This window comes from Geobacillus kaustophilus, from assembly GCF_000948285.1.
Classification (GTDB): Bacteria; Bacillota; Bacilli; order Bacillales; family Anoxybacillaceae; genus Geobacillus; species Geobacillus thermoleovorans_A.
On sequence record NZ_JYBP01000003.1, the window covers coordinates 357438 to 369007 of the forward strand.

At 54.1% G+C, this 11570-nt stretch carries 14 protein-coding genes; all 14 read left to right on the forward strand.

Features of this window, described 5'->3' with window-relative positions; genetic code table 11:
- Position 1 precedes the first annotated feature (1 nt).
- The 14 genes from LG52_RS02255 (at position 2) to minD (ending at position 11352) form a co-directional block, all read left to right on the forward strand.
- Complete coding sequence (locus LG52_RS02255; protein ID WP_044730693.1) at positions 2-520, forward strand: prepilin-type N-terminal cleavage/methylation domain-containing protein; 519 nt, start codon at positions 2-4, stop codon at positions 518-520.
- Positions 521-579: 59 nt separating this feature from the next.
- Entirely contained in the window at positions 580-1335 is a 756-nt protein-coding gene (locus LG52_RS02260; RefSeq protein WP_044730694.1) for a prepilin peptidase, read from the forward strand.
- Positions 1336-1361: 26 nt separating this feature from the next.
- Positions 1362-2294, forward strand: a complete 933-nt coding sequence (gene pilM / locus LG52_RS02265) for a type IV pilus biogenesis protein PilM (protein ID WP_044730695.1) — start codon at positions 1362-1364, stop codon at positions 2292-2294.
- Complete coding sequence (locus LG52_RS02270) at positions 2284-2859, forward strand: PilN domain-containing protein (protein ID WP_044730696.1); 576 nt, start codon at positions 2284-2286, stop codon at positions 2857-2859. The genes pilM and LG52_RS02270 overlap by 11 nt, the downstream gene beginning before the upstream one ends.
- Positions 2856-3560: a pilus assembly protein PilO gene (locus LG52_RS02275; RefSeq protein WP_044730697.1), complete on the forward strand. Its 705-nt coding sequence runs from the start codon at positions 2856-2858 to the stop codon at positions 3558-3560. Before LG52_RS02270 ends, LG52_RS02275 begins: the two co-directional genes overlap by 4 nt.
- 21 nt (positions 3561-3581) lie before the next feature.
- Complete coding sequence (locus LG52_RS02280; RefSeq protein WP_044730698.1) at positions 3582-4043, forward strand: type II secretion system protein; 462 nt, start codon at positions 3582-3584, stop codon at positions 4041-4043.
- Between the two features lie 116 nt (positions 4044-4159).
- Positions 4160-5275, forward strand: coding sequence for a hypothetical protein (locus tag LG52_RS02285; RefSeq protein WP_044733053.1), 1116 nt, complete (start codon positions 4160-4162; stop codon positions 5273-5275).
- Positions 5276-5841: 566 nt separating this feature from the next.
- Complete coding sequence (locus LG52_RS02290) at positions 5842-6417, forward strand: Maf family protein (RefSeq protein WP_044730699.1); 576 nt, start codon at positions 5842-5844, stop codon at positions 6415-6417.
- A 134-nt stretch (positions 6418-6551) separates the two neighbouring features.
- Positions 6552-7232: a RadC family protein gene (gene radC / locus LG52_RS02295; protein WP_044730700.1), complete on the forward strand. Its 681-nt coding sequence runs from the start codon at positions 6552-6554 to the stop codon at positions 7230-7232.
- Positions 7233-7389: 157 nt separating this feature from the next.
- A complete protein-coding gene (locus LG52_RS02300) occupies positions 7390-8412 on the forward strand; it encodes a rod shape-determining protein (protein ID WP_011232093.1) in 1023 nt (340 codons plus the stop codon).
- Between the two features lie 19 nt (positions 8413-8431).
- On the forward strand, positions 8432-9298 hold the full coding sequence (gene mreC, locus LG52_RS02305; protein WP_044730701.1) for a rod shape-determining protein MreC: 867 nt from the start codon (positions 8432-8434) through the stop codon (positions 9296-9298).
- Positions 9295-9813 carry a rod shape-determining protein MreD gene (mreD, locus tag LG52_RS02310; protein WP_044730702.1) on the forward strand — a complete coding sequence of 173 codons (519 nt, stop codon included), beginning with the start codon at positions 9295-9297 and terminating at the stop codon, positions 9811-9813. Before mreC ends, mreD begins: the two co-directional genes overlap by 4 nt.
- A gap of 40 nt (positions 9814-9853) precedes the next feature.
- Entirely contained in the window at positions 9854-10546 is a 693-nt protein-coding gene (gene minC / locus LG52_RS02315; protein ID WP_013144614.1) for a septum site-determining protein MinC, read from the forward strand.
- Positions 10547-10548: 2 nt separating this feature from the next.
- Positions 10549-11352: a septum site-determining protein MinD gene (gene minD, locus LG52_RS02320; RefSeq protein WP_013144615.1), complete on the forward strand. Its 804-nt coding sequence runs from the start codon at positions 10549-10551 to the stop codon at positions 11350-11352.
- Positions 11353-11570 lie beyond the last annotated feature (218 nt).

Genomic DNA, 11570 nt, shown 5'->3' on the forward strand with positions numbered 1-11570 from the left:
CATGTTCAAACGGGTGTTGAAAAACGAGCGCGGCTTGACGCTCATCGAACTGCTCGCCGTCATCGTCATTTTGGGGATTATCGCGGCGATTGCCATTCCGGCGATTGGGGGGTTGATTGACAATTCGAAAAAAGACGCGCACGTTTCGAATGCGCAGCAAATGATCAACGCAGCGAAAATCGCCGTGACGGCGGATAAGGATTTGATACCGGCGAATGGGAAGTATACACTTGTTACGCTTAAATACTTAGAAGATGAGGGATATTTAGAAACAGTAAAAGACCCGGATGGAGGCACCAATTCGTATAAAAAAGGTCCTACAGGTACAGGTGCACAGCAAATGCAGACAGGCTTGAGTGATGATCCTAATGCTGATTATTCTTACGTACTTATCAAAAATGATAATAATAAACTAAGTTACTTTGTCAAATTAATTAACAATGAACGGGGGGTACATAATAGTGGGGCAGCTGTCCAAGAACAAGATCTTAAACGCAGTGCAGTTGGGGCTGTCAGGTGAGAGTGGAAGTTAAGAAGATAGTTGAAAATAGAAAAAGCGTTTGATAGGAATTAATATCTATGAATCAAATTGCCCTAACTTTGGTTTTCCTCTACTCCCTCCTCCTCGCCTCGTTCTTTAACGTCGTCGGGCTGCGGGTGCCGGCCGGGGAGTCGATCATCAGGCCGCGGTCGCATTGCCCGGCGTGCGGGCGGACGCTGTCGGCGGGGGAGTTGATCCCAGTCGTGTCGTATGTCGTGCAGTGCGGGCGGTGCAAAGGGTGCGGGGGGCGCATCTCCCCCCTTTACCCGGCAATGGAACTTGCGACCGCCGCTTTGTTTACCGCGGCTCCCGTTTGGATCGGCTGGGGGGGGAGGCTGATTGTGGCGTGGACGTTGATCAGCTTGTTTGCCATCATTGTCGTCTCGGATCTTCGCTACATGCTCATCCCCGACCGGGTGCTCCTCGTCTTTGCCGGTTTGTTTTTGGTTGAGCGGCTGGTGATTCCGTTTTTGCCGTGGGCCGATATGCTCCTTGGCGCGGCGGTCGGATTTTCGCTTTTATGGCTGATCGCCGTGCTGTCCAATGGCGGGATGGGGGGCGGCGATGTGAAACTGTTTGCCGTGCTTGGGTTTGTGCTCGGTTGGAAAATGGTGTTGCTCGCGTTTTTCTTGGCGACGTTGTACGGAACGGTGATCGGGATTGTCGGCATGGCATTGGGCCGCGTACGGCGCGGCAAGCCGATGCCGTTTGCGCCCGCGATTGCGCTCGGGGCGCTGACCGCGTTTTTCTTCGGAGAAGCGATCGTGCGCGCGTATATCTCATTCATTGTGTAAAGACGGCAGAAAGGAAGCAGGCAACTATGGCGTTATGGCGGCGAAAGGTGAAACAGGCGAACATCATCATCAAAGATCATGTCCTCCGCTATGTGGAAGCGAAGCCGGGGCATCCGCCGGAGGCAAGGCGGTGGGGAGAACGGGCCTTGCCGCCCGGCATCATCCGCGATGGAAAAATCGCTGATCGGGAAACGTTGGCGATGATTTTGGACGAATGTGTTGACGAATGGAAACTTGACGGGCGGCGCGTCCGCTTTGTCGTTCCCGATCCATTTGTGATGATCCGCCATTTGCCGCTTCCCGCTCATTTGCCGGACGAGGACATCCGCGGCTATTTGTTTATGGAGCTTGGCGAATCGATCCCGCTTCCGTTCGCCGATCCGGTGTTTGACTACGTCGTCGCCGAGAGGACAGAGGAGGCGCTGAATGTCCTGTTGTTTGCCGCGCCGGAAGAGGCGGTGGCCGAATATGCGGCGCTCTTGGAAGACGCCGGCCTGCGCCCGGTGGCGGCCGACGTGTCCCCGCTTTGCGCCTATCGCCCGTTTTTTGTTGCCGGACAAGCTGCGGCGGACGACCACATTTTGCTTGTCCAGTTTGACGAATCGGCTGTCAATTTGAGCGTCTTCCACCGCCATTTGCCGCAGTTTATGCGCCATGTGCCGCTTGAGGCTCCCGGGGAGCCGACGGCGGCGATCGTCGACCCGTTTATTGACGTGTATAAAGAAATCGAGCGGATAATGAGCTTTTATTCGTTTTCCATCCAGCAAGGAAAACAGCAAATTACGCGCCTCTTCCTCACCGGCGACCATCCACGGCTTGACGATGTGTTTGCCGTTATGTCAGAGCGGCTTGATGTGCCGCCGGAGCGGCTTTCTCGATCGCTTGATCCGTTGCCGGACCGTTATCATCTCGCCTGGGGATTGGCGTTGAAAGAAGGAATGGCCGACTATGATCGCTGACATCAACTTGCTGCCGCGAAAAGAACCGCGCCGCGCGGCGGGCGCCGTGCTGGCGGCCTTCGCCGTTTTTCTTCTGCTGCTTGGCGCTGGCGGAGGCTACTGGCTGATGGAGCGTGCGAATCAACGGCTCGCGGCGCTTGAAGGGGAGCTTCGGCAAATGCGCGCCGAGCAGGCGGCGATGGAGGCGAAGGGAAAAACGACGGAGCAGCAACAAGCTGAGCAAGAGCTTGCTAAAGCGGTCCAATGGGCGAACCGTTATCCGTTCAAAACGGTGCCGCTGTTGCGTGCGTTGACCAAACAACTGCCAGAGCGCGGCTTTATCATGAGTTTTTCGTATGCCGGTCAAAAGACGGTGACGATGACCGTGCAGTTTGATGCGGCGGAAGAAGCGGCCTATTATTTAGATCGGCTTGAGAAAATTCATTTGGTCAAAGCCGTCAAATTGATCGGCATCTCAGCCAGCGGCGAAAGCAGCGGGGCAGAGGAGGAAGCGATCGTGCCGCGGTATATCGCGCAATATGAGCTGGAACTTCAGCCGACAGGAAAAGAGGGGGGCAACGAATGATGGGCCGCTTTGGCAAATGGCCGCTCCTGTTTGCCGGGATGTTTCTTCTTGCCGTTCTTTTGTTTGCCGCTTTCTATGTTTTCGTGCTCCTGCCGCGCTACGAACAAATGGAGCGGCTCGAGGCGGTCGTACAAAGCGAGAAAAACGTATTGGCTGCAATGAAAAAGCAGGCGGCGGGGAATCGAGAAGAGACGGCGGAGAGCCTGGCGGCTTTGCAGAGGAAAGTGCCGGTGCGCTCGTTCGCCGATCAACTGTTGCTGGTGTTTCAAAAAGCGGAATATATTTCTGACAGCCGGCTATTGAGCGTCAGCTTCGCCGAAGGGCAAGGAACCGGAGAATCTCCTCCGCAAGGGAACGCGAATGGAGCGGAAAGCAAGGCGTTGATTCCTCCAAGCAGCATCCAGTCTATTACCGCCCAATTGACGGTGGAATCTCCCTCCTATTATCAGCTTGAACGGTTTTTAGAGGTGCTTGAACACTCCGAGCGCATTTTGGCGGTGGAAGGATTGACGTTTACCGGCCCGCCGGAGTTGACGTCCACCGCTGTTGACGTGCAACCGCTCGCCTATTCCATCAATGTCCGCGCCTTTTACGCGCCGCAGCTTGAGAAATGGAAGCAGCTCATTCCCATCCGTGATGTCCCTCCGCCAAGCGGAAAAGACAATCCGCTCGTGGAAGTGGCGCCGTCTTCGGGCCGGTAGCGGGGATGGTGGAAGTCCGATATGCTCATTCGCATGAAGCGGGGGATGACCCTCATTGAACTTTTGGCTGTGTTGGTGATCATCGGCATTATGGCGATGATCATCGGTCTTGCCATGTGGACGATGATTGATCGGGCGCGCGAGCGGGCGTTTGTTTCTGATGCTTATGGCTTGTATGAAGCGGCGCGGCTGTATGTCGGCGCGGAAAAAGTGGAGTTTTTGCCAGCCCGTTCTTCCGCCGCCTTGTCATATGGTGAATTGGTAGAAAACGGACTGCTGGATCCGATCAGCGATCCGTTTACCGGAACGGTGCTTTCACCGAAGACCAATCCATCGTACGTGCTTGTCACGAAGCGGGAAGACGGCGGGATCGATTACGCCGTTTGCTTGAAAGGCGAGACGAAACAGCTTTGCACTTATGATGGGCGCGAGCAGCCGATTCCTGTCGAAGCGCTGGGGACGGAGGCGATTCGCAACCGTTAATGTCGGAAAATGAAGAACAGAAGCGGGAACAAGACGACAAATGTCTTGTTCTTTTTTTTTCTCTTTATGGTAAGATAGGCGAAAGAAATCGAAGGCTGAAGAAGGACGGTGGCAAAATGGACAAGCAGCGCATGCACATTACGGTGAATATCAATGGCAAGCCCCGCCCCTTTACCGTGGAGCGTCCATTGGAAGAACGGCTGTTCGAGGAGTCGGGGGGGAGCCGGACGGACGACCGTCTTCAGAAAGAGCGACAGCCGAACGGGACGGGCGAAGGAGAACCACGGACGAACGCGTTCCAAGAACGAAAGCCATTCATGGATGAGCGGTCAGCCGATTTCTCTTTCGTCGAGGACGAGCAGGTTAGGGAATATATAGAAGCCACGGGTTGGGAAGAAGCCGCCGCCGTTGAGGCGGATGAACGGATCATCTCCGTTTCCGAAGCGATCCAACAAAAGAAAAGCGGCAGACGTCGGCCATGGCGGCTGCCGGCTCAAGCCAAGTCGCTGTTCGCCGCCGCGTTGGTCGCCGCGTTGGTGGGTATGGCGTTTGGCATGACGGTGCTACGCATCATTCCGAAGGAAAAATCTGCTTCGTCGCCGGCGTCTGAAGCGATGGCGGAATTGACAAAGCCTGAAACGGCGGCGGGCGAAGAAGGGAGAGAGCGCGTCATACAAGCGCCGTTTTCCATTGCGGTCATTCAAGCTGGCGTCTATTCGAATGCGACGGCGGCCAAGCAGGCGTCCGAATCGATCAAAACAGCAGGCGTTCCGGTCGTCGTTGCGGGACAAAAACCGGCAGCGCTCTATATCGCCGTCGGCGCGGATAAGGAAACGTTGCGGGCGGTCAACGATAAATATCGCGAAGCGGTGTCGAGCACGTACGTCAAAGAGCTGTTGTTTTCTGCGGATGCAAAAGCGCGCCGTTTAGAGGTTGTCCAAAAGGGAGAGGCTCTGTACAAACAGATGGCGTCAGTCTCCGTTGCCTTGCTTAGCGGCCGGAATGTCGGCGAGGATGATTGGCGGACGTTGCAAACCGTGTATGATGCATTCGAAAAAAGCAAAATGGACGACGGCAAAACAGCGGGAGGCTATATCGAGGCGCTGAAGCAGGCGTATGTCGCCCTTGCCGCATACAAAGAGCAACGGGATGAAGCGCTGTTGGCCAAAGCCCAGCAACAGCTGCTCGAGGCGCTTGCTGCTTATATCGAATTGGTGCCGCTAGGGAGCTAGAAGCCCCGTTTTTTTTTTTGCCCATTTCATATATATAGATGCAACGAAAGCGTTTAACATATCCTTGACGGAAAAGCGGCTTGTCCATTTTTGACTGTCGAAGGCAAGCCACAGGCTTGCCTCCGTCACGCCTTAGCGTGACGGAAGACCGAACAACGCCCCGCTTCACAGACCCATACATGGGTCTGGAAGCGGCGTTGTTCGGTCACCCGACAGTCGATCCAATGACCGGTAAAATCTATAAATGTTAAAGCTTTAAATTGCATCTATATAGATGGCAGCGAAAACGTTTAACATATCCTTGACGGAAAAGCCGTTTGTCCATTTTTCGACTGTCGAAGGCAAGCCTGTGGCTTGGAAGACCGAACAACCACCCGCTTTACAGACCCATACATGGGTCTCAAAGCGGTGTTGTTCGGTCGCCCGGCAGTCGATCAAATGCTTAGTAAAATCTGCAAATGTTCATGCTTCAAATGGCATGTATACAGAAAATTGCCTTTCACCGCAAAATTTGCTACGATACAAATGAATCTTCCGAGCCGAAACGAGTGAAAGGAGAATGAACGATGCCTCCACGGTTCGTGCTTGCTTCCCGCTCCCCGCGCCGCAGGCAGATCCTCGAGCTGGCCGGTTGGCCGTTTGACATTCAAGAAAGTCAAGCCGATGAGACGATCGCCCCCGGAACGCCCCCTGATGAAGCTGTCCAACTGCTTGCCCGCCGGAAAGTTGAGGCGGTGGCTCCATCTGTCCCCGATGCATACGTTCTTGGCGCTGATACAATCGTGGTGTGCGACGGACGCTTGTTAGGGAAGCCGCGCACGAAAGAAGAAGCGTTCGCCATGTTGCGCCTCTTGTCCGGGCGGACGCATGACGTATGGACCGGCGTCGCCATCGCAACGCCCCATCAGCCCATCACATCGTTTGCGGAAAAAACAGCAGTCACGTTTTGGGAGCTCGATGACGAGGAAATCGCTGCTTATATTGCGACCGGGGAGCCGATGGACAAGGCGGGGGCTTACGGCATTCAAGGACGAGCCGCCTTGTTTGTCAAACGGATCGAAGGCGACTATTTGACGGTCGTCGGCCTGCCGCTGTCGCGGACGGTCAGGGAATTGCGCCGGCTCGGGTGGCCGACGGCATAGATCAAAGCAAAAGCGGCCGCCGTCTGGCGCTTTTTTGCAAAAGAACGCCCCCGCAAACGGATTCTGCTGTCGTACCGAGGGGCGGTTCAAGCCTATCCATCTTTCGATGAAGCAAAACAAAAAGGGGGAGTATGATGGCGTGGATGATCCGCGATGTGCCGAAAGACAGTCGACCGCGTGAACGGCTGCTGTCATCAGGGCCGGAAAGTTTATCCGACCATGAACTGATCGCCATTTTGTTGCGCACAGGCACGAAGGAGGAGTCGGTCGTGCAGCTCGCCCAGCGTCTCCTTCGCCATTTTGAGGGGCTGAGGTCGCTCAAAGACGCAACGGTCGAAGAAATGACGAACATCAAAGGGATCGGGCCGACGAAAGCCGTGCAAATTTTGGCGGCGTTGGAGCTCGGCCGACGCATCCACCAGTCCGGCGGCGCCGACCGCTATGTGATTCGTTGCCCGGAAGACGGAGCGAAATACGTCATGGAAGATATGCGCTTTTTATCGCAAGAACATTTTGTCGCCCTTTATTTAAATACGAAAAACCAAGTCATTCACCGCAAAACGGTGTTCATCGGCAGTTTAAACGCCTCAATTGTCCATCCGCGCGAAGTGTTTAAAGAGGCGATCAAACGTTCCGCCGCCTCAGTCATTTGTGTGCATAACCACCCTTCTGGCGATCCGACTCCAAGCCGCGAAGACATCGATGTGACGAAACGGCTCGCGGAATGCGGCCGCATCATCGGCATCGAGCTCTTGGATCACCTCATCATCGGCGATCAAAAATTCGTCAGTTTGAAAGAAAAAGGCTATGTCTGACGGTTCTCATTTTTTGTCGAATCAGTTATAATATCAACTATGGGTTTTTCCGAATCCGTTTGGGCGGTGTTGTACAATTTATAAATGACTTGACATCCGATCCATGTTGTCAATAGAAAATCATATGCATTTCGTTTCGGAAAGGAAGATCGATCATATGTTTGGAATTGGGACGAAAGATCTCGGGATTGACTTAGGAACAGCGAATACGCTCGTTTATGTGAAGGGAAAAGGGATCGTTTTGCGCGAGCCGTCGGTTGTCGCCATTCAGCGCGACACGAAGCAAATCGTCGCCGTCGGCAACGAAGCGAAAAACATGATCGGGCGCACGCCGGGCAACATCGTGGCGCTTCGCCCGATGAAAGATGGCGTCATCGCCGATTATGAAACGACGGCGACGATGATGAAATATTTCATTCGCAAGGCCGTCAAAACGAAAGGGTTGTTTGCCAGCAAGCCGTATGTGATGGTATGCGTGCCGTACGGCATCACGGCCGTGGAGGAGCGCGCGGTCATCGATGCGACGCGCCAGGCTGGAGCGCGCGACGCCTATACGATTGAAGAACCGTTTGCGGCCGCGATCGGCGCCAATTTGCCGGTGTGGGAGCCGACCGGGAGCATGGTCGTCGACATCGGCGGCGGTACGACCGAGGTGGCGGTCATTTCGCTCGGCGGCATCGTGACGAGCCAGTCGATTCGCATCGCTGGCGATGAAATGGATGAGGCGATCATTCAATACATCCGTAAAACGTACAATTTGATGATCGGAGAACGGACGGCGGAGGCGATTAAAGTCGAGATCGGCTCAGCCGGAAATCCGGAAGGGATCGGAAACATGGAAATTCGCGGCCGCGACTTGCTCACTGGGCTGCCCAAAACGATCGAAATCAGCGCCGAAGAAGTGGCTGAGGCGCTGCACGATACGGTTTATGCGATCGTCGAATCGGTGAAAAACACGCTCGAAAAAACACCGCCGGAGCTGGCGGCTGACATTATGGACCGCGGCATCGTGCTGACAGGCGGCGGAGCGTTGCTGCGCAATTTGGACAAGGTTATCAGCAAAGAGACGGACATGCCGGTCATCGTCGCGGAAAATCCGCTTGATTGTGTGGCCATCGGCACCGGGAAAGCGCTCGACCACATCGACTTGTTTAAAAACAAGGCGAGAGACCATCGCTGACGGTAAGAAGGTGTGACGCATGCCACAGCTTTTTGGGAATAAGCGTCTCATTTTTTTGCTCGTCAGCATCGTCATCCTTGTCATGTTGATCGGCTTTTCGCTGCGCAGCCGCGACGAGTTGACGTGGCCGGAGCAGTTTGTCAAAGATACGGTCGGTTTTGTTCAGCTTCTGTTTGGGAAGCCCGCCCAGCACGTCGCGGGCTTCTTTGAAAATGTGAGCGATCTTCGCCGTACATATAAGGAAAACGAACTGCTGAAGGCGAGACTTGAGGAATATGCGGCGCTTGAGACCGAGGTCGAGGCGCTGCGGCAAGAAAACGAACGGCTGCGCGCGTTGCTCGATAAAAAAGAGAGCTTGCGTGATTTTGTTTCGATTCAGGCGACGGTGATCGGGCGGAACCCGGATCGTTGGCGGGAAACGATCATCATCAACAAAGGCGAGCAACACGGCGTGAAAAAAGATATGGCCGTCATCACCCCAGCGGGGCTTGTCGGCAAGGTGCAGCACGCTTCCCAATTTACGTCCACTGTGCAGTTGTTAAGCGCGCTTGACCAAAACAACCGCATTTCCGCTTATATCCAAGGAAAGGAAAACGTGTTTGGGTTGATCGAAGGCTACGATGAGAAGCGGCGCGAGTTGCTGCTCGGAGAAATTCCGATTGACGCCAAAGTGGAAAAAAGGCAAAAAGTGTTGACTTCCGGTCTTGGGGGCGTGTTTCCGAAAGGGCTGCCGATCGGTGAGGTGACCGAGATCAAGCCGGACCAATACGGATTGACGAAAGTCGTCTATGTCAAGCCGTTTGCCAACTTGTATGATATTGATGATGTCATGATTGTGAAACGAACCATCGATGCAGCACTGCAGGAAAAGGAGGAGGCAAAGTGAACAAGTGGCGTCTCCCTTTCCTTGCGGTGTTATGTTTTGTGAGTGAGAGCCTTTTTGTTGATGTATGGCCAAAAGGCGATTTGTATGTCCACTATTTTTTTGTTCCCCGGTTTTTTCTTGTTTTTCTCGTGTTCACAGCGATGCATTTCGGCGGGACGCGGGCGATGGGGTACGGATTCATCTTCGGGTTTCTGTATGACTGCGTCTACACAGAGCTGCTCGGTGTTTATGCGTTTGCCTATACGCTTATAGCCTACTTGGCGGGCAAAGCGATGAAATGGTTCCACCAAAACTGGTTTGTTGCATCGCTCTTGTCGCTGCTTTCCATTTTGCTGCTTGACAGTTATGTCTACGGCATCCAGCTGTTGATCGGGCGGACCGATTGGTCGTTTTCTGTTTTTTGGAACCGCCGTCTATGGCCGACGCTGCTTCTGAACGTCGCGTTTTTGCTCGTCTTTTCGTACCCGCTCGAACGGCGATTGGCAAAAATTCGCCGGCTTGAGCAGGAAGAATAAAAGAGGAAAAACGGCCCGTTTTGTAGAATTATTTGTTGGGGTGAACGTTGTGGCGAAACAAAAGCAGCAGTACGTGACGATTAAAGGGACGAAAGATGGGCTGACGCTGCATCTCGATGACCGCTGCTCGTATGACGATTTATTGAAAGAAATCGAGGAGCGGCTTGTCAAACAAGCTGGCGTCGCGCCAGACAGCCCCCTTGTCTCTGTTCATCTGAAAATTGGGAACCGCTATTTGACGCCTGCCCAAGAGGAAGAGGTGCGTGCGCTCATCCGCCGTTCAAAAAATTTGGTCGTCGATTCGATCGAAAGCAATGTCATGTCGAAAGCAGAAGCGATAGAATGGATGAGAAAAACGGAAATTGTGCCCGTTTCGCGCATTGTTCGTTCGGGACAAGTGCTTCATGTCGAAGGGGATTTGCTGCTGATCGGCGACGTGAACCCTGGCGGAACGGTCATTGCCGGAGGCAACATTTTCATTCTCGGCGCCTTGCGCGGCATCGCCCATGCCGGGTATGCCGGCAATAAACAGGCGATCATCGCTGCATCGGTCATGAAACCGATGCAGCTGCGCATCGGCGACATCATGAGCCGAGCGCCCGATTCGAAAACGGATGAAGGAAATGAAATGGAATGCGCCTATATTGATGAGCATAACCAAATTGTTGTCGACCGCCTTCAGCTGCTTATGCATTTGCGGCCGAATTTGACGCGCTTAGAAAGGAGAATGTGACCGTGGGAGAAGCGATCGTCATCACTTCCGGAAAAGGCGGCGTCGGCAAAACGACGACGACCGCGAACCTTGGGACGGCCCTCGCCATTCTAGGGAAGCGGGTGTGCCTTGTTGACACCGACATCGGGCTGCGCAACCTCGATGTCGTGCTTGGGCTTGAGAATCGAATTATTTATGATTTGGTCGATGTCGTTGAAGGGCGTTGCACGGTGCAAAAGGCGCTTGTGAAAGACAAGCGGTTCGATAACTATTTGTATTTGTTGCCGGCCGCGCAAACGAGCGATAAGTCGGCGGTCAACCCCGCACAAATGAAACAGCTCATTGAGGAGCTGAAACAGGAATACGATTATGTGCTCATCGACTGTCCGGCCGGAATCGAACAAGGCTATCGCAACGCTGTCGCCGGCGCGGACGAAGCGATCGTCGTCACAACGCCGGAAGTGTCGGCGGTCCGCGACGCCGACCGCATCATCGGCTTGCTTGAAGCGGAGGAGCACGTCAAACCGCCGCGCCTCATCATCAACCGCATTCGCAGCCATATGGTGAAAAACGGCGATATGTTGGATGTCGACGAAATCATCTCGCATTTATCGATCGAGTTGCTCGGCATTATCGCCGACGATGAAAACGTGATCAAAGCGTCGAACCGCGGCGAGCCGATTGTGCTGGACCCAAACAGCAAAGCGTCGATCGCCTTCCGCAACATTGCCCGCCGCATCCTCGGCGAGTCGGTGCCGCTCCCGCCGCTTGAGGAAGAGGAGAAGGGGCTGTTTTCAAAGATTCGGAAAATATTTAGTTTGAAATAATGGAGTTGGCGCAAGAAGGCCATTGAATGGGCCTTCTTTTTTTATTCATATTGTTGTGCTGTTTGGAATTCCTGATCTGTAACAACGGGAGCAGATGGTATCGATCGGTTGCGGCGCTCAGCCGAAACGTTGGTGTGAAACCGCTTGAGGGATTTGTTCGCGGACGTGTTCGACGAGGCGCGGCGAAAAACGCTCGTTCATATTCCATGAGGTTGTCT

What these genes read in the sequence shown, in the direction of transcription:
- LG52_RS02255 (WP_044730693.1), top strand. Translation starts at nt 2, where the DNA reads ATGTTCAAACGGGTGTTGAAAAACGAGCGCGGCTTGACGCTCATCGAA.
- LG52_RS02260 (WP_044730694.1), top strand. Translation starts at nt 580, where the DNA reads ATGAATCAAATTGCCCTAACTTTGGTTTTCCTCTACTCCCTCCTCCTC.
- pilM (WP_044730695.1), top strand. Translation starts at nt 1,362, where the DNA reads ATGGCGTTATGGCGGCGAAAGGTGAAACAGGCGAACATCATCATCAAA.
- LG52_RS02270 (WP_044730696.1), top strand. Translation starts at nt 2,284, where the DNA reads ATGATCGCTGACATCAACTTGCTGCCGCGAAAAGAACCGCGCCGCGCG.
- LG52_RS02275 (WP_044730697.1), top strand. Translation starts at nt 2,856, where the DNA reads ATGATGGGCCGCTTTGGCAAATGGCCGCTCCTGTTTGCCGGGATGTTT.
- LG52_RS02280 (WP_044730698.1), top strand. Translation starts at nt 3,582, where the DNA reads ATGCTCATTCGCATGAAGCGGGGGATGACCCTCATTGAACTTTTGGCT.
- LG52_RS02285 (WP_044733053.1), top strand. Translation starts at nt 4,160, where the DNA reads ATGGACAAGCAGCGCATGCACATTACGGTGAATATCAATGGCAAGCCC.
- LG52_RS02290 (WP_044730699.1), top strand. Translation starts at nt 5,842, where the DNA reads ATGCCTCCACGGTTCGTGCTTGCTTCCCGCTCCCCGCGCCGCAGGCAG.
- radC (WP_044730700.1), top strand. Translation starts at nt 6,552, where the DNA reads ATGGCGTGGATGATCCGCGATGTGCCGAAAGACAGTCGACCGCGTGAA.
- LG52_RS02300 (WP_011232093.1), top strand. Translation starts at nt 7,390, where the DNA reads ATGTTTGGAATTGGGACGAAAGATCTCGGGATTGACTTAGGAACAGCG.
- mreC (WP_044730701.1), top strand. Translation starts at nt 8,432, where the DNA reads ATGCCACAGCTTTTTGGGAATAAGCGTCTCATTTTTTTGCTCGTCAGC.